Source organism: Robiginitalea rubriflava (assembly GCF_052540725.1).
On record NZ_CP199309.1, the window covers coordinates 506385 to 523639 of the forward strand.

Here is a 17255-nt window from a genome sequence, read left to right on the forward strand (position 1 = left end):
GAATAACTTTAAACTATTCCAACTAACTCGCATGGCTTAATGCATTTTTAATAGCGTTTACTTCATTTCCTATATCACCCGCTCCCATGGTTATCAGGATTTGGGGTTTGAGTCGGTTTATTTCCGAAATCAATTCGGCTTTTTCAATTAAGTTTTTGTTGGGGTTGGTAATGCGATCCATGAGCCAGGCTGAATTAATCCCCTCTATTGGTTTTTCCCTTGCCGGATAGATTTCCAACAGCAGGATCTGGTCAAAATGACCCAGGCTTTTACCAAAAGCCTCCCCGAAATCCCTGGTTCTGGAAAACAAATGCGGTTGGAAAATAGCCAGCACTTTTTTATCGGGATGCATTTCACGGACTGCCTGGTGAACCGCGTCTATTTCCGAAGGATGATGGGCATAGTCATCGATAAAGATGAGTTCCTCCGTTTTGATCTTGTATGAAAAACGGCGTTGTACCCCTTTAAAACTTCCCAAAGCATTTACCAGGCGGTCCGTCTGATCCGTAACCTGAACCGCCATGGCAAAAGCAGCTAATCCATTCATTAAATTGTGCCTTCCTGGTTTTTGAAAACGGACGGCATCAAAACGTTCTGAGGGGGTATGCAGGTCAAAAAGATAAGCCCCCGATTCTATTCTCAGATTACGGATACAGAAATCCGAATCATCTTCTATTCCATAGGTAATTCCCTGCAGCGGCAATCCCTTTGGGACTATAAGTTTGCCTCCCGGTTTGAGTTGCCCGGCAAAGGCACGGAAGGTATCCTCAAGTGCTTCCTTAGTCCCGTAAATATCCAAATGGTCTGCATCCATGGAAGTGACACAGGCTATCTCCGGCTTCAGCCACAAAAAGGAACGATCAAATTCATCTGCCTCCACTACAGAAAAGTCCGTTCCGTTCATCACAAAGTTGCTTCCGAGGTCTTCAGATACCCCTCCCAGAAAAGCCATAATGGGCAGCCCTGCCTGCTGAAGCAGGTGTGCCAGAATACAACTCGTAGTAGTTTTTCCGTGGGTTCCGGCCACCGCCAGACAGCGGGTATGATTGCTGATCATCCCCAAAACTTCGGCCCTTTTCTTAAGGGTAAAACCATTTTCCCTGAAAAACTGCAATTCTCCCAGGTCGGCAGGTACGGCAGGGGTATAGACAACCAGCGTCCCCTCCGGACTTGAAAACGCCCCCGGGATTCCATTGCCCAGATCCATAAAATGAACAGGGATCCCTTCTTTCTCGAGGGCATCGGTAACCGCTCCCCGGGTTCTGTCATAGCCACGTACGTTTTTTCCCAATCTTTTGAAATACCGGGCCAGGGCAGACATTCCTATCCCCCCGATTCCAATAAAATATACCCGTTGTATCTCGTTCAGCTCCATTATTTCCCGCCTAGTAATTCGATTATTTCGTCCACTATTTGCTCTGTTGCCTTTGGCCTGGCCAGATTTTTAATTCGCTCACCCATTAATTGCCTTTGCTCTTTATTCTCCCAAAGCGCCTTAAAGGACTTTTGGAAGGCTGTCTCTAATTCTGCTTCTCTTATCAGCAGGGCTGCTTCTTCGGCAGCAATGGCTTCGGCATTTTTGGTCTGGTGGTCTTCTGCCACGTTGGGGGATGGAATGAAGATTACCGGTTTTCCCACCAGGCTTAATTCAGATACGGATCCAGCTCCTGCCCTTGAAATTATAAGGTCTGCTGCGGCATAGGCAGCCGGCATTTCACGAATAAAATCGCGTACCCGAACCTGCTTATCGTCATAGTGTTTGTACTGTTCAAAATATCCTTTACCACATTGCCAGAGCAACTGTACCCCGCAGGCTTTAAAAAATTCCAGTTCCGCTTCAATCAGTTGATTGATCCGCCGGGCTCCCAGGCTGCCTCCCAGAATCAGCAGAGTCTGGCGCTGTGGGTTTAGTCCGAATTGCTTTAGTGCAGCCTCCTTTCCAGGCAAGGCCTGTGAAAGATTCCCCCGGACAGGATTACCTGTAAAAACCAGGCGGTCTTCAGGGAAAAAACGCTGCATTCCCTTATAGGCTACAAATATTTTTGCAGCCCTCTTTGCAAGCCATTTATTGGTGATCCCGGCATAGGAATTCTGTTCCTGCAGCACCACGGGAATTTCTTTGGCAGCCGCCATCCTGAGGGTTGGACCACTGGCGAAGCCCCCTGTCCCTATTACCAGGTGTGGTTTAAAGTCCCTTATGATTTTCCTCGCCTGCATCAGACTGCTTATTAGTTTTAATGGAAAAACCAGGTTTTTCCAGCTTAGTTTTCTCTCAAGGCCACTGATCCAGAGGCCTTTTATGGGATAGCCCGCCTCCGGGACCCGTTGCATTTCCATCCGGTCTTTAGCTCCCACGAAAAGGAATTCTGCTGCCGGATAACGCTTTTTCAGCTCATCGGCAATCGCAATTGCCGGGTATATATGTCCTCCGGTTCCTCCCCCGGATAGTAAAAACCTATAGTTGTCCACTTAATACTTCCAAAGGATGTTCATCATTTTTTAGCTCCATTTCAGCAGATTCCTGCTGCTTCCTGCTTGCACTTAATACAACCCCTATTGCGAGGCATGTCATCCATATGGAAGTTCCCCCACTGCTGATCAGTGGCAGGGTCTGTCCTGTAACCGGGAATAATTCCACGGCTACCGCCATATTGATCAGGGCCTGAAATACAATAGGCAGACCCACGCCCATTACCACCAGCTTACCAAAGACACTGCTGCTTGCATTGGCAACAACCACAATCCTGAATAGCAACAACAGGTAAAAGAACATCAGGGAAAAACCGCCTATCAGTCCGTATTCCTCTATAATAATGGCATATATAAAGTCTGATGAGCTCTGCGGCAGGAAATTCTTCATAACGCTTTTTCCAGCCCCATTGCCCACCAGGCCTCCGCTCGCAATAGCTATTTTAGCTTTTTCAATCTGGTAATCTCCTTCACTGTCAGTTCCATCCCAGAAACTCTCGATCCGGCTGGCCCAGGTATCTATCCGATTGGGGAAAACCCCCGGCATGGCTTTTGCCAGTAAAATAAATAGCAAGAGGGAAACCATTCCGGCACCCACTATCCCCGAAAGATATTTAAGTGGATAGCCTCCGAGAAAACACAATATCAGCACCATGGCAAATAAAATGGCAGCCGTAGAAAAATTTGCAGGAAGAATTAGCATAATGACCAGAAATACCGGAAGCCAAAGGGGTACAAGGCTTTCGGAAAAGCGAATTTTCCTGTCTTTTATCTTGCTCAGATATCTCGCGGTGTAAATCATCAGGACAACAGCGGCCAGATTGGAGGTCTGGAATGTAATCCCTACAAGAGGCAGGCGAATCCACCTGCTGGCGTTAGCCCCATCTATTGTAGTACCCTGAGCCAGGGTGTAAATCAAAAGCAGCAATACCACCGGTAAAGCGATTATGGAAAGCCCCTTGAAAAAATGAGTAGGGATTTTGTGAACCCCGTAAATGATCCCGAATCCAAGAAACAGCAGTAGTCCGTGCTTAAGCAGATGGCCCATGGTAGTCCCATTGCCCACCACGTAAACCAGATTGCTGCTGGCGCTGTATACCGGCAGGAATGAAAACAGGGCAAGCAGGGCAGATACCGCCCAAATCGCCTTATCTCCTTCCAGGTTTTTCAGGATTGTTTTCACTTTTATAATGATTTTACACAGGCCTTAAACTGATCTCCGCGGTCTTCGTAATTTTTAAATAAATCAAAGCTTGCACAGGCTGGAGACAGCAATACGGTATCTCCCCGCTCTGCAATCTTATAGGCCACTTTTACGGCCTCCGACATGGCATAGGTTTCAACTACAAGGTCCACCGCATTTCCGAAGGCCTCCACAATCTTGGAATTATCCAGCCCCAGGCAGATAATGGCCTTTACTTTTTCCCGTACCAGAGGCATTAATGGCTTGTAATCATTTCCTTTATCGATACCTCCCACAATCCAGACCGTGGGAGTGCTCATACTGTCCAGGGCAAAATAAGTGGCATTCACATTAGTAGCCTTGGAATCGTTGATATACTGAACATGATGGATTTTCAGTACTTTTTCCAGGCGGTGCGGGGCACCCTGGAAGGTTGCCACACTCTGGCGAATGCTTTCTTTTCGAATGCCTAACAGTCGGGCAACGGTAGCTGCCGCCATGGTATTCTTCAAATTGTGACGACCCTCGAGGGCAACGCTGTCCGTTTTCATTTTCATAGTTTCGTTATCTGTACTAATTTTTATTTCATTTCCTTTAAGACTGGCTCCTGCTTGCAGGGGTTTATCCAGGGATCCGGGCCATAAGCGGGACGGGATCTGTTCTGCTTTGATCCGCTCCGCCAGGATAGGATCATCCAGGTCGTAGACCAGGTGATCCGTTGGCCGCTGGTTCTCGGCAATCCGCAACTTTGCGCGGATATAGTTTTCCATCTGGTATCCGTACCGGTCCAGATGGTCTTCGGTAATATTGGTAATCACCGCAATATCCGGTCTGAAACAACAGATTCCGTCCAGCTGAAAACTGCTGATCTCCAGCACGTAGTAAGCATGCTTTTCAGTAGCCACTACCCGGGCAAAACTATCTCCAATATTCCCTGCCAGTCCTACATCCAGGCCCCCTTCCTTTAAAAGGTGATAGGTAAGCATGGCAGTGGTGGTTTTTCCGTTGCTCCCCGTAATACCAACTAGTATGGCATTGGTAAACCAGGAGGCAAATTCAATTTCGGATAATACAGGTATCCCTTTTTGCCGAAGCTGCTCCACCAGGGGAACCGTATCCGGAATACCCGGACTTTTCACGCAAAGGTCCGCCTCCAGAATACGCTCAACAGAGTGGCCGTTTTCTTCCCATTGTATTCCAGTCTTTGTAAGAACGTCTTTATACCTGGCAGCTACTTCGCCTTTGTCCGAGACAAAAACTTCATAGCCTTTTTGTTTCCCCAAAAGGGCCGCACCCGCCCCGCTTTCTCCTGCCCCCAGTACAACCAGCCGGCCTCCTGCTTTTAGTTGGGCTACCAGCTCCGGCCTGCAACGCATATCCCCAGTCTCCATTTTAGCGCACTTTTAAGGTTACAATGGTTATGATGGCCAGCAGGATTCCCACAATCCAGAAACGGGTTACGATTTTGCTTTCATGGTATCCCTTCTTCTGGTAGTGGTGGTGCAATGGCGACATCAGGAATATGCGCTTTCCTTCTCCGTATTTGCGACGGGTATATTTGAAATAACTCACCTGCAGCATTACCGAAATGGATTCGGCGAAAAAGATGCCACAAAGCAGGGGAATCAATAATTCTTTTCGAACGATCAGGGCGATAACCGCAATCACCCCGCCTATGGTGAGGCTGCCGGTATCTCCCATAAAAATTTGGGCCGGAAAGGCATTGTACCATAAAAACCCTACCAAAGCCCCCACAAAGGCGGCTATAAATATGACCATCTCCCCTGCCCGCGGGATAAAGAATATGTCCAGATAATCGGAGAAAATGACATTACCCGAGACCCAGGCAAATATCCCAAGGGTGAGTACAATAATGGCGGAGGTCCCGGCGGCCAGGCCATCTATCCCATCGGTGAGATTTGCTCCGTTGGAAACTGCGGTTACTATGAAGATTACAATGGGGATAAAAAGCAGCCAGGCGTACTTTTCGGCGCCTTCTCCTATCCAGGACACCCAACGGCTGTAATCCAGTTCATTATTCTTAAAAAAGGGAACGTTCGTTTTCAGGGACTTTACTTCCCTGCCCTCCACCTGTTCCACTTCATACGCCTGGGTAATGACCGTTGTGCTCTTCTCTTTCATGGTCACTTCCGGGTGAAAATAGAGTACAGCCCCAACCATCAGCCCCAGGACTACCTGGCCCAATACTTTGAAGCGACCTTTGAGACCTTGTTTGTTCTTCCTGAAAATCTTGATATAATCATCGATAAACCCAATGGTTCCCATCCAAAGAGTGGTTACGATCAGCAGAATTATATAGATGTTGTCCAGCTTGGCGAAAAGCAGGGTGGGGATAAGCGTGGATAAGATTATTATAATGCCCCCCATGGTCGGGGTTCCTGTTTTTTCCTTCTGACCTTCCAGCCCAAGGTCCCGGACCGTCTCGCCTATTTGCTTACGGCGGAGAAACAGGATAATGCGTTTTCCATAGACTGTTGCAAGGATAAGCGACAACAGCACTGCCATGGCTGCCCGGAATGTCAGGAACTGAAACAGACTTGCACCGGGAAACTGGTACTGCTTTTCCAGATATTCAAATAAGTAATACAACATTTTGTCTCTCTTATTCCTTGTTTATATATCTCCTTCTACCCCTTCAGACTTTTTCCGAAGACTGGTGGCTGTCCAGAATACCTTTTACAATTTTGAAATCATCAAAATCCCTGCGCTCTCCCATAATCTCCTGATAGGTCTCGTGTCCTTTTCCGGCTACCAGAATAATATCGTCGGGCCGCGCCAGTTTACAGGCAGTGCGAATAGCCTGTTCCCTATCTGCTATGGAAAGCACCTTTTTTAAATGCTGTGGCTCAACCCCAGCCTCCATTTCGCGGATAATACCCTCCGCAGACTCCGTTCTTGGATTGTCTGAGGTGAAAATGGCGGTGTTGCTCAATTCGGTTGCGATATGCCCCATTACCGGACGCTTAGACTTGTCACGATCACCACCACACCCCACTACGGTGATGACGTTTTCATTTCCAGTCCTCAATGCACTGATAGTAACCAGTACATTTTTTAAGGCGTCCGGCGTATGGGCATAATCAACTATGGCTGTTATGCGCTGTTTTGAGATAAAATACTGAAAGCGGCCATCCACGGTTTGCAGGCTGCTGATCCCTTTCAGGATTTCTAATATTTCCAACCCCAGTAAACGGGCTGTGGCATAGATAGCCAGTATATTGTAAGCATTAAATTCCCCTATCAGTTTGGTCCAAACCTCCTGGTCCTCAATCTTTAGTAGCTGTCCGTCCAGCTGCTGTTCCAGGATCTGGGCCCTGTAATCGGCATAGGTTTTCAGGGCATAGGTATATTTCTTAGCAGCAGTATTTTGCAGCATAACCAGGCCGTTCTTATCATCTGTATTGACCAGTGCAAAAGCCTGTTTATGAAGCCCGTCAAAAAGCAATTTTTTGGTATCCCTGTAATTCGCAAAACTACCATGGTAGTCAAGGTGGTCATGGGTCAGATTAGTAAACACAGCCCCAGTAAATTCCAACCCAAGGCTTCTTTTCTGAGCAATTCCGTGTGAACTCACTTCCATAAAACAGTACTCCACCCCGGCCTCGTTCATTTTTGCTAGATACTTGTTGATAGTCAGCGAATCCGGCGTAGTGTGCTGGGTTTGGTAAGACTGCCTGTCAACCATAATGCGGATTGTGGAGATAAGGCCTACTTTATATCCTGCTTTCTGAAATAACTGATATAAAAGACTGCAAACCGTGGTCTTTCCATTGGTGCCGGTAACGCCAACCAGTTTGAGGTTTCGCGACGGTTTATTGTAAAAATTGGAAGCCATAATGGCAAGGGCTTCCTGAGCATCGGCTACTTCCACATAGGTTATCCCGTCTTCCAGGGTATCCGGAAGCTCTTCACAAATGATGGCCACTGCCCCGGATAATGTGGCCTGTCCGATAAACCGGTGTCCGTCAGAAATGGTACCCCGAATAGCCACAAAAACATCTCCCTTACCTACTTTCCTGGAGTCAAAACATATCCCGCCAACCGGGGTAGCGGTTTGCCCGCTAACCGCCCGAAGGGAAACTCCAAACAAAAGGTCTTTCAATGGTCTCATGAGAGCTCCAGTATTATTTTCTTTACATTTTTCAGGGCGGTTCCTTTACCTACAGATTGCTTTTTCACCTTCCCATTTCCACGAATTTCAACTTCAATCCCGAGGTTTTCAAGGATGGAAACCGCATCCATCCCACTCATTCCCCGTAAATCGGGGATAGCCTTGATTTTGTCTCGTGAAACCTCAAAATAAACTTCGTAGTCCTGGCTTATATTACCCGGATCGATTTCAGTAGTCGCCAGATGCTCTACCATGGGCCGGTTGGCCAGAATTTTTTGTGCTACCGACTTAAAGACCGGTCCGGAAACATCGGCCCCGTAATAGCCAACGCTTTTATCCGGTTCGTGGATGACGACTATACAGGAATATTCAGGCTTTTCTGCCGGGAAGTATCCCGCAAATGTGGAGATGTACCCAAGCTTGTCCGGGTCTTTTGAAGCGTAGTTTTTCTGGGCTGTACCGGTTTTCCCGGCCATAGAGAAATTAGGAGAATAGAGGCGGTGGCCCGTACCGTGTTCTTCGCTTACAACATTTCGCAGTAAATCCTGAACCTTACGGACCGTTTGAGGGGAACAAATAGCAGGGTTCAGCACTTCTTTTTCAAAATGTTCTACGGTCTGGTCCCACTCCCGCACTTCTTTGATCAACCTGGGTCTCAGCAATTCGCCATTGTTGGCAATTGCATTATAGAAAGCCAGGGTCTGCAAAGGCGTAAGGGACACCTCATACCCGTGAGACATCCAGGCCAGAGAAATACCGGACCAGCCTTTGTCACCCGGGCTTCGCAATACCGGTTTCCCTTCACCCTTTATGGGCATTCCCAGTTCCTTGTGCAGACCCATCTGCATCAGGCGGTTTACAAATTGCTGCGGGCGATCCTTGTAATTTTCATGGATGATTTTGGCAAAGGCTGTGTTGGAAGACACTTCAAAAGCCCTTCCGACACTTATTTTCCCATATCCACCGTGTTTGGAATCCCTCACTACACGGTCGTATATCTTCCAGCGCCCCTTTTCGGTATCCACAACGGTGCTGGTGTCTACTAATCCGTCTTCAAGGGCAGCAATTAAAGACATCAGCTTAAAGGTGGAGCCGGGTTCGTGCGATTCCCCAATGGCATAGTTCAGACGTTCGTAATAGGTCTCTTCACTGGTGCGGCCCAGGTTGCTGATCGCCTTGATCTCCCCGGTACTGGTCTCCATAACAATTACAGTCCCGTGCTCAGCCTTATAATGCTCCAGTTGCTTTAATAAAGCATGGTGGGCAATGTCCTGAATATTGATATCTATAGTGGATATGACATCGTAACCGTCCTTGGGCTCAATAATATTATCCAGGCCGATAGGTTTCCATTGTCCTTTGGCAATCTTTTGTTTAAGCCGTTTGCCTTCAATCCCCCTTAAATAACTCCCAAAGGCACCTTCCAGCCCTACACGGGTGGCGTAGCCTTCCTGGTCGAAGCGCTCATAGCCCACGCTGCGTTCGGCAATCTTTCCCAGGGGGTGCTCCCGAACCGTGCGCTGCTCCACAATCATACCTCCTTTATAGGGGCCTTTTTCAAAAAGCGGGAATTCCTTCACAGCCGTAAATGATGAATAATCCAGGTCACGGGCTACCAGGGTATATCTGTTTTTGTTGATCCGAGCCTTTCGGAGGAGTCGCTCGTAATGGTCCGGGCTCTTATCCAGCAACTGGGCCAGGGACCTTGACAAGGGGCCCACCCCTGCTTCAAAATCTTCTTCAGACACCGTCATGGCGTCGAAACGAATGGTATACTTGGAAACGGAAGTAGCCAGCAAACTCCCGTCATCGGAATAGAGATTTCCGCGGTTTGGGGCAATGGTGAACATTTTTTCCGTCCGCTGCAGGGCCAGTTCGCGATATTTGTCTCCATCCACCGTCTGTATATTGACCAGTTTAAACATCACCGCAACTGCAAAGAAGAACAGGCTTCCTGCTACTATATATAAACGGATCATGATGTTCTTTGGGGTGACGGCCATGTTTATTTTTTTGCAGCTACGATTATTTTCCTTGGGGGTGTTTCTGCCGGCAGCAATCCAGCCTGTGCAACGGCTTCACGAATCGCAGATTCCAGTTTCAGGCGCTGTGCCTGTGAGCGTATTTCCACAAACTCACTCCTGAGTTGCTTTACTTCTTCACTAAGGGCGGCAATCTGATGTACTTTTCGGTCTGCTGCGTGCGAACTGGCAATCATTACTGTTGCCAGCAGGGAGAAAAACACGATAAGCATCCAATTGCGCGTGGCATCCCCACTAACCAAAAAGGTCCCTTTCAAAATGGCTACCAATCCTTTTTTCATCTTATTATTTGTTCTTCTTAATTACTTCTATCCTCTCGGCGATCCGAAGCTTTGCTGAACGCGATCTGGGATTGCGTTCTATTTCCTCAGGTAATGGAGTAATGAGCTTTCCAATACTCTTAAAAGGAGCCAGCGGGTTGCCGTAAAAGTCCTTTTCCACTTCCCCTTCAAATTTCCCGCTTCGCATATATCTTTTTACCAACCGGTCTTCCAGGGAATGGTAGCTGATCAAGCTCAGCCGTCCTCCGATCTTCAATAACTGCTCGGCCTGCTGCAATAATTCTTTCAGTGCCGGTAATTCCTGGTTTACTTCCATTCGAATGGCCTGGTATACCTGTGCAAGCCCTTTGAATTCCTTTCCCTTCTGCAGGTAATCCATGATTACTTCATTCAATTCAACCGTGCTTTCTATCGGGTGCTTGTCCCGCGCCCTGACGATTGCTCCTGCCATGGGGCCGGCTTTACGCAGTTCCCCGTATTCATATAAAATCCTGCGCAATTCTTCAAAAGAATAGGAGTTTACCACTTCCCTGGCAGAAAGGGCATCCTTTTGCCGCATCCGCATATCCAGGGCCCCGTCGAAACGAGTGGAAAACCCACGCTCGGGCTGATCAAACTGATGGGAAGACACCCCCAGATCAGCCAAGATTCCATCTACCTTCAAAATGCCATAGAACTTCAAAAACCGCTTTATAAACCGAAAGTTTTCTTCGATCAGCAAAAACCGATCGTCATCCGGTTGGTTGGCCCGGGCATCCTCATCCTGATCAAATGCGATCAGCCTGCCCCCGGGGCCCAGTTGTTTCAAAATTTCCCTGCTGTGTCCGCCACCTCCAAAGGTGACATCCACATAAACGCCGTCTGGACGGATATTGAGCCCTGCTACGGACTCTTTTAAAAGGACGGGACTATGATAATTCATCCCCGTCATCACCCATCACCTCTTCTGCCAGATCGGCAAAGTCTACTGCTGTCTCTTCCAGTACTTCTTCATAGCTATCCTTATCCCATATCTCGACAATGTTGATGGCAGAACTAAGCACTACCTCTTTTTCAATACCGGCAACCGATATCAGGTTTTTTGGGATTAGCAAACGGCCGGTCCCATCTATTTCAACCATCTTTACGCCAGCTGTAAACCGGCGTATAAAATCATTGTTCTTTTTGCGGAATCGATTCTTTTTGTGCATTTGCTGCATCAGCTGGTTCCATTCTGCCATAGGATATAATTCCAGGCAGGAACGAAAAACCGAACGCTTGATCACAAAACCATCTTTGAGGATAGGGACCATTTGGTTCTTGAGGGCCACAGGGATCATGATACGCCCCTTGGTATCGGCCTTACATTCATATGTCCCAATGAAACTAATCACAAAAAAAGCTGGTTGATTCTATTTATAAACTCAAATATATAGAATTTATTACCACAATTTACCACAAATTACCACTTTGTTGATAAAATGCTGCTCTGCATCTGTTAAATTGCCTTGCAATTAACCGGGCTGTATGGATTTGAAAGGTGGGAAGAAGAATCCCTCATACCTCTAAAAAGTAATTTATGAGACCTGCTTCAGATAAATGAGATCTCTTAGGGTATTGGGTGGAATTACCTATATTTGCCAACTGACAAGCAGTAATACCTGTATGGAAGAGCATATCGTAACCGACGGAAAGTACCGGTATATAGAGAAAGGAGAAGGCACACCCATGATCATCCTTCATGGATTAATGGGTGGGTTAAGTAATTTTCAGGGAGTCACCAATTACTTTCCGGAAAAGGGGTATAAAGTACTGGTGCCGGAATTACCAATTTACGATATGCCTCTGATCAAAACCAATGTCAAGAACTTTGCCAAATACCTGGAGGGTTTTATTGAGTACAAAGGTTTTAAAGATGTTATCCTACTTGGAAATTCACTGGGTGGACACATAGGCCTGCTGCATACCAAACTATACCCAAATATGGTTCGTGCCCTGGTTATTACTGGCAGTTCCGGCCTGTATGAAAGCGCAATGGGGGACGGATATCCCAAAAGGGGTGATTATGAATTCATCAAGAAAAAAGCCCAGGACGTATTCTACGATCCGAAGGTAGCAACCAAGGAAATTGTGGATGAGGTATTCGCCACGGTTAACGACCGCATGAAACTAGTGAAAACCCTGGCTATTGCCAAGAGTGCCATCCGCCATAACATGTCCAAGGACCTGCCAAAAATGAAAACGCCTACCTGTATAATCTGGGGGGAGAACGATTCGGTAACCCCTCCAAAGGTAGCCAAGGAATTCCATGAACTACTGCCGGATTCAGACCTGTTCTGGATTCCGAAGTGCGGGCACGCCCCAATGATGGAGCACCCCACCGATTTTAACAGCATCCTGGCTGCCTGGCTCGAAAAGCGGAAATTTTAAGCGTCCGCGTTTCCTGCGGGTTCCTACCTGATAGCATGAAAATAAAATCAGCTGAATTCATTACCAGCAACACCGATGTTTCGCGTTGCCCTTCCGAGCCCATCCCGGAATACGCCTTTATCGGGCGGTCAAATGTGGGGAAGTCTTCCCTTATCAATATGCTGACCGAACGCAAACATCTGGCGAAAATTTCCGGCAGACCCGGAAAGACACAGCTTATCAATCATTTTAAGATCAATAATAACTGGTATTTGGTAGACTTGCCGGGTTATGGATATGCCAAGGTTTCCAAAAAGGATAAAAAAGAGTTTCAGGCTCTTATCCAAAAATATTTTACCAAAAGACAGCAATTGATTTCAGCCTTCGTCCTGATCGACATCCGGCACAATCCTCAGCCGATAGACCTGGATTTTATGGCATGGCTGGTTGGCAAGGAGATTCCTTTCTGCATTGTTTTCACCAAGGCCGACAAACTTAAACCAAAAGCCCGTGAACATCAGGTGGAAAACTATCTGCAGGCGATGCTTGAGGAGGGCTGGCAGGCTGCCCCTCCTTATTTTATCACCTCCTCCTCCCACAGGTTGGGCAGGGAGGAACTGCTGGCATACATCGATTCCGTTAACGAGGCCTTCCGGCAGTCGCGGCCCAATGGGTAGCAAGAGAATTTAGCCCTGGATTTTCGCGCGCAGAGCCCCTATCAGCTCTCCAATATCTTTAAAGGAATTCAACAATTCCGGCCCCATAAGCAACTCGGCTTTTCCCTGATCTATGCGGTAAATTGCCGGTAGCTCCCGGGGCGCAGTGAGGCCTTCAGGTCCCATTTGAGGCCATTCATCCCTGTGTAGAAAGCGGACCGGCAAATGGAGTTCATCGATAAAATCCTTCCAGACTTTTCGGCTGCCGAAGGCTCCATGGGTGAGGCGGCATAGACTACAGTTATAGGTTTCAGGGCGTATCCATTTATGAAGGCTGTCCCAAAGGGCGTTTCCCCATCCTGAATCGGCATTGTAAATAAAGAGTAGTTCAGAAGATTTCATTATCCAAAAGATATTCCCGCATTAATCAGTAGATAAGATAGCCATATCCTTACAGCTTATCAGTAACCACTGGGATAATTTCAATCCAGGCTTTAACCTTTCCTTAAAACCCAAAAGGGACAATGTTTTGTAATTTCACCAGGCCTTAAAAAACACCGAGGGTATGAAAAAAGAACTTCACTCTGCCACCTCCAGAGGGCGAGCAGACCACGGATGGCTGAAAAGCTACCACAGCTTCAGTTTCGCAAACTACTACAACCCGCAGCGGATGCATTTTGGAGTGCTCCGGGTACTTAATGATGACTGGGTAGCCCCTGGCATGGGTTTTGGGACCCACCCCCACCAGAATATGGAAATTATTTCCATACCCCTTGAAGGGGACCTGGAACACAAGGACAGCATGGGGAATACAGCTGTCATCAGACAGGGGGACGTACAGGTTATGAGTGCGGGCACAGGAGTGCGCCATAGCGAATACAACAAGAACGAAGAAAAGGCAGTGGCCTTCCTCCAGATTTGGATTATCCCGGATACGGCTGATGTTAGCCCGCGTTACGACCAGGTAAGCCTGAACCCAGGCGACCTGAAAAATAACTGGCATACCCTGCTGGGGCCGAAAGACAAACATTCCGGGTTGTGGATTCACCAGCAGGCCTGGTTCCATTTGGGGCAATTTGACACTGATGCAGAGCAAAGCTATACAATCAGGGAACCCGGAAACGGCCTGTATGTTTTCGTTTTGAATGGTAGTGTTCAGGTAGCCGGGGAACAACTCGGCAAAAGGGATGCCCTGGGAATTTGGGATATTTCTGAGGTTCTTTTTCAATTCAATGAAAAAAGCGAGGTTTTACTGATGGAAGTACCCATGAGTAATTAAGTGGTTTGCATTTGTACAAATGGATGCATCCGGTTTTTATGTAAAGAATTAAGGCTTTTGGCTGTGATTTTAAAGTTCTAGGATGTAGTTTTATGGGATGAATACTTAAATGCATTCCATGGAACGAATCGCTTCTATCCTTATTCCCTACAATTTTTCGGAACCCGCCGAAAAAGCACTGCAATACGCTTTTGAATTTGCCGGAAGGCACAGCAGCATGCACCTTAAAATTTGTTTTATCGGCGCCGATGAGAAACACCCGGATTTCGAGAATGCCTTTACGGGCATTAAAGCCTCTTTAAACAAGGCCTTCGTGGCTAAGCTCAGCTGGACCTCCCTTCCGGAACCCACGGTTGAGGCATTGTTGCAAAAACAGCTGGATTTGCAATGCGATCTGGTTATCATGGGCACTTCTGGCTCTGACGATCCAACGGCCACAACCCATACTTCGCAAATGGTATTGGAGGCAACTTGTCCTGTTCTGGTGATCCCGGGCGAGATCACAGAAGAATTCAGGCTTAAAAAGATAGCGCTGATCCTCGGCCAGCGGGAAATTGACGATAAGCGAAACCTGGCAACCCTGCTGGATGTCTGCCGGAAATTTAATGCCGTGGTACATGTTCTTACGGTAGCCGGGCATGAAGGTGGCTACGGATACTCTGAGGAAGAAGAAACCAATGAGGAATTGCTGGAATACTATCTGGAATCTTTTTACTCCAACCACGTATTTATCGAAAAAGACGATGTAGTGGCTGCCATCTTCGACTATGTTGAAGAGCATGAAATGGATATGATCGCTATTTTCCCCAACAACCATACCCTCAAAGGGACCCCTTCTGAAGGCAGGCTTACCCGTATTCTGAGCCTGCAGTCCAAAACCCCGTTGCTGGCCATAGAAAACTAACCCCTGGCTCATGACGGTATTACTCCTCATCCTGGGCGGTACAATCCTGCTTTTTATCTGGGGCAAATGGCCCCCTGATGTAGTGGCCCTGATGGCCATGTTGTCATTATTTTTAAGTGGAATACTGAATCTTGAGGAAACCCTGAGTGGGTTCAGCAATCCAACCGTTATCATGATTGCAGCCCTTTTTATCCTGGGCGAGGCGCTTTCGAGAACCGGATGGACTGCCCTGGCCGGACAGCTGTTTGTTTCCTGGGCCCGGAATAACGTCAGGCGATTGCTGCTGATTGTCAGTTCCGGATCCAGCATTCTCTCTGGTTTTGTGAGCAATACGGGTACGGTGGCCGCTTTGTTGCCGGTAACACTGGCAGCCGCCTGGAGTGCGGGAACCTTCCCCTCCAAATTGCTTATGCCACTGGCTTTTGGCTCCAATACCGGGGGGTTGCTCACCCTTACCGGTACGCCTCCCAATATTATTGTGAGTAACGCCCTGCTGCAGGAAGGCTTAACGGGCTTCTCCTTCTTTGAGTTTTCCCTGATTGGCCTGCCCCTGCTGATCATTTCACTTCTGTATTTCCGCTTTGTGGGGTTTCACCTGTTACCACAGCGGGAGACACGTAACAAACCTGTTAATATTGATGCCGAAATGCACAGCTGGATTTCCAATTACAGTATCGGCAACGAGGTGTACCGGCTCAGGATACGCTCTATGTCTCCCATGCTCAATACCAACCTTGGGCAATGGAAACTGGAGGCGAATTACGGGATTTCAGTCCTACGCCTGAGAAGGCGACATCCCAAACTTATAGAACAGCCCTCTACTTATGTGGAATTCCCAAAAAATGATACGGAACTGAGATATCATGACATCATTACGGTAAAGGGCACTGCTGATGCGGTAGATCGCCTTATTCTGGAATGCAAACTGGGGCTGATTCCGCAAGAGTTCAATCAGGAAGAACTTAAAAAAGAATTTATTAACCAGGAGGTCGGAATGGCTCAAATCCTGATTTCCCCCAAATCTGATTTTGTGGGACGTACCCTGTCTATGGGATCCTATCTGGGCAACTACGGAATACAACTGCTCGGGGCTTCCCGGAATAACAAACCGCTAACAGACCACCAGATCAATGTAAAGGCAGGAGATGCCTTTATAATCAGGGGCTCCTGGGAAAATATGGAAAACCTTAAAAAAACCTACCGGAATATCGTAATTACCGGAAGCCCTGAAGCCATGTCTAAAGAAGTTACGCAACTTACCGCCAGGTCTTATATTGCCCTGGGCAGTCTGCTGCTGTTGATTTCGTTGCTTGTATTCAACTGGCTTCCCGGGGCCATAGCTGCACTGCTTTGTGCCGGCCTGGTTTTGCTTACGGGTTGTATCCCTATATCCAGGGCGTATAACCGCATTAGCTGGGGGAGCGTAATTATGATCGCTGCCATGATCCCTATGGGCCTGGCCCTTCAGAAAACAGGCCTGGCGGCGGCAACCGCCAATTCCCTTGTAACATACCTGGGCAACTGGCACCCCACCCTGCTGCTGGGGGGTATCTTTGTCCTGACTACCGCCTTCAGCCAAACCATTAACAACTCTGCAACGGCAGTGTTGATGGCCCCAATAGCGTTGATGGCGGCACAGTCACTGGGGCTGGATCCGAAACCCTTTATGATTGCCGTTGCGGTAAGCGCCTCCACGGCATTCCTGACGCCTGTGGGGACTACTACAAATGCCATGGTAATTTCCGCAGGCGGATATAGCTTTACAGACTACTTTAAAGTGGGGTTTCCCCTTTTGATACTTTTCCTGCTGACTACCCTGCTCCTGGTTCCAATCATATGGACCTATTAACTTGTCTTTTAACCGAGTAGCCATTAAAAAACCAATGTACCGAACATAATAATCCGTATTTTCGGGACCTTA

General features: G+C 47.7%; 16 protein-coding genes. 5 read left to right on the forward strand and 11 right to left on the reverse strand.

All coding sequences use genetic code 11. The features are described 5' to 3' along the window. Window positions 1-22: 22 nt before the first annotated feature. Genes murC through mraZ form a run of 10 tightly spaced genes read right to left on the reverse strand, consistent with a single transcriptional unit; the run spans window position 23 to window position 11480 of the window. Window positions 23-1375, reverse strand: a complete 1353-nt coding sequence (gene murC, locus ACT6NU_RS02305) for a UDP-N-acetylmuramate--L-alanine ligase (protein WP_445382846.1) — start codon at window positions 1373-1375, stop codon at window positions 23-25. Beyond that, a complete protein-coding gene (gene murG, locus ACT6NU_RS02310; protein ID WP_445382847.1) occupies window positions 1375-2469 on the reverse strand; it encodes an undecaprenyldiphospho-muramoylpentapeptide beta-N-acetylglucosaminyltransferase in 1095 nt (364 codons plus the stop codon). Before murG ends, murC begins: the two co-directional genes overlap by 1 nt. Continuing rightward, entirely contained in the window at window positions 2456-3652 is a 1197-nt protein-coding gene (locus ACT6NU_RS02315) for an FtsW/RodA/SpoVE family cell cycle protein (RefSeq protein WP_445382848.1), read from the reverse strand. Before ACT6NU_RS02315 ends, murG begins: the two co-directional genes overlap by 14 nt. A gap of 2 nt (window positions 3653-3654) precedes the next feature. Continuing rightward, window positions 3655-5043, reverse strand: coding sequence for a UDP-N-acetylmuramoyl-L-alanine--D-glutamate ligase (gene murD / locus ACT6NU_RS02320; RefSeq protein ID WP_445382849.1), 1389 nt, complete (start codon window positions 5041-5043; stop codon window positions 3655-3657). A 1-nt stretch (window position 5044) separates the two neighbouring features. After that, the gene (mraY, locus tag ACT6NU_RS02325; protein WP_445382850.1) at window positions 5045-6265 is read right to left on the reverse strand and encodes a phospho-N-acetylmuramoyl-pentapeptide-transferase; all 1221 of its coding nucleotides are present in this window, start codon (window positions 6263-6265) and stop codon (window positions 5045-5047) included. A gap of 43 nt (window positions 6266-6308) precedes the next feature. Beyond that, window positions 6309-7784: a UDP-N-acetylmuramoyl-L-alanyl-D-glutamate--2,6-diaminopimelate ligase gene (locus ACT6NU_RS02330; protein ID WP_445382851.1), complete on the reverse strand. Its 1476-nt coding sequence runs from the start codon at window positions 7782-7784 to the stop codon at window positions 6309-6311. Continuing rightward, window positions 7781-9787 carry a penicillin-binding protein gene (locus ACT6NU_RS02335; RefSeq protein ID WP_445382852.1) on the reverse strand — a complete coding sequence of 669 codons (2007 nt, stop codon included), beginning with the start codon at window positions 9785-9787 and terminating at the stop codon, window positions 7781-7783. The genes ACT6NU_RS02330 and ACT6NU_RS02335 overlap by 4 nt, the downstream gene beginning before the upstream one ends. Before the next feature lie 2 nt (window positions 9788-9789). Next, window positions 9790-10107, reverse strand: a complete 318-nt coding sequence (locus ACT6NU_RS02340) for an FtsL-like putative cell division protein (protein WP_445382853.1) — start codon at window positions 10105-10107, stop codon at window positions 9790-9792. A gap of 4 nt (window positions 10108-10111) precedes the next feature. Then, window positions 10112-11041, reverse strand: coding sequence for a 16S rRNA (cytosine(1402)-N(4))-methyltransferase RsmH (gene rsmH / locus ACT6NU_RS02345; RefSeq protein ID WP_445382854.1), 930 nt, complete (start codon window positions 11039-11041; stop codon window positions 10112-10114). Then, on the reverse strand, window positions 11016-11480 hold the full coding sequence (gene mraZ, locus ACT6NU_RS02350; protein ID WP_445382855.1) for a division/cell wall cluster transcriptional repressor MraZ: 465 nt from the start codon (window positions 11478-11480) through the stop codon (window positions 11016-11018). Before mraZ ends, rsmH begins: the two co-directional genes overlap by 26 nt. Before the next feature lie 271 nt (window positions 11481-11751). Between mraZ and ACT6NU_RS02355 the strand changes: the two genes are divergently transcribed. Together ACT6NU_RS02355 and yihA are read left to right on the forward strand one after the other, a co-directional pair. Then, the gene (locus ACT6NU_RS02355) at window positions 11752-12516 is read left to right on the forward strand and encodes an alpha/beta fold hydrolase (protein WP_445382856.1); all 765 of its coding nucleotides are present in this window, start codon (window positions 11752-11754) and stop codon (window positions 12514-12516) included. Window positions 12517-12551: 35 nt separating this feature from the next. Next, window positions 12552-13172: a ribosome biogenesis GTP-binding protein YihA/YsxC gene (gene yihA / locus ACT6NU_RS02360; protein ID WP_445382857.1), complete on the forward strand. Its 621-nt coding sequence runs from the start codon at window positions 12552-12554 to the stop codon at window positions 13170-13172. A 9-nt stretch (window positions 13173-13181) separates the two neighbouring features. Here the strand turns inward: yihA and ACT6NU_RS02365 are convergent, their stop codons facing one another. Next, a complete protein-coding gene (locus ACT6NU_RS02365; protein WP_445382858.1) occupies window positions 13182-13553 on the reverse strand; it encodes a GTPase in 372 nt (123 codons plus the stop codon). A 163-nt stretch (window positions 13554-13716) separates the two neighbouring features. Here ACT6NU_RS02365 and ACT6NU_RS02370 point away from each other — a divergent pair, with 163 nt between their 5' ends. The 3 genes from ACT6NU_RS02370 (at window position 13717) to ACT6NU_RS02380 (ending at window position 17183) form a co-directional block, all read left to right on the forward strand. Beyond that, window positions 13717-14430, forward strand: a complete 714-nt coding sequence (locus ACT6NU_RS02370; protein ID WP_445382859.1) for a pirin family protein — start codon at window positions 13717-13719, stop codon at window positions 14428-14430. A 118-nt stretch (window positions 14431-14548) separates the two neighbouring features. After that, window positions 14549-15334 (forward strand): universal stress protein, encoded by a 786-nt coding sequence (locus tag ACT6NU_RS02375; protein ID WP_445382860.1) that lies wholly within the window; start codon window positions 14549-14551, stop codon window positions 15332-15334. Between the two features lie 10 nt (window positions 15335-15344). Next, the gene (locus ACT6NU_RS02380; RefSeq protein ID WP_445382861.1) at window positions 15345-17183 is read left to right on the forward strand and encodes an SLC13 family permease; all 1839 of its coding nucleotides are present in this window, start codon (window positions 15345-15347) and stop codon (window positions 17181-17183) included. Window positions 17184-17255 lie beyond the last annotated feature (72 nt).

Excerpts from the sequence above, each read along its gene's own strand:
- yihA (WP_445382857.1), top strand. The coding sequence starts at position 12,552 with ATGAAAATAAAATCAGCTGAATTCATTACCAGCAACACCGATGTTTCG.
- murC (WP_445382846.1), bottom strand. The coding sequence starts at position 1,375 with ATGGAGCTGAACGAGATACAACGGGTATATTTTATTGGAATCGGGGGG.
- mraY (WP_445382850.1), bottom strand. The coding sequence starts at position 6,265 with ATGTTGTATTACTTATTTGAATATCTGGAAAAGCAGTACCAGTTTCCC.
- ACT6NU_RS02335 (WP_445382852.1), bottom strand. The coding sequence starts at position 9,787 with ATGGCCGTCACCCCAAAGAACATCATGATCCGTTTATATATAGTAGCA.
- ACT6NU_RS02380 (WP_445382861.1), top strand. The coding sequence starts at position 15,345 with ATGACGGTATTACTCCTCATCCTGGGCGGTACAATCCTGCTTTTTATC.
- ACT6NU_RS02375 (WP_445382860.1), top strand. The coding sequence starts at position 14,549 with ATGGAACGAATCGCTTCTATCCTTATTCCCTACAATTTTTCGGAACCC.
- ACT6NU_RS02370 (WP_445382859.1), top strand. The coding sequence starts at position 13,717 with ATGAAAAAAGAACTTCACTCTGCCACCTCCAGAGGGCGAGCAGACCAC.
- ACT6NU_RS02340 (WP_445382853.1), bottom strand. The coding sequence starts at position 10,107 with ATGAAAAAAGGATTGGTAGCCATTTTGAAAGGGACCTTTTTGGTTAGT.
- murD (WP_445382849.1), bottom strand. The coding sequence starts at position 5,043 with ATGGAGACTGGGGATATGCGTTGCAGGCCGGAGCTGGTAGCCCAACTA.
- ACT6NU_RS02330 (WP_445382851.1), bottom strand. The coding sequence starts at position 7,784 with ATGAGACCATTGAAAGACCTTTTGTTTGGAGTTTCCCTTCGGGCGGTT.
- ACT6NU_RS02355 (WP_445382856.1), top strand. The coding sequence starts at position 11,752 with ATGGAAGAGCATATCGTAACCGACGGAAAGTACCGGTATATAGAGAAA.
- ACT6NU_RS02365 (WP_445382858.1), bottom strand. The coding sequence starts at position 13,553 with ATGAAATCTTCTGAACTACTCTTTATTTACAATGCCGATTCAGGATGG.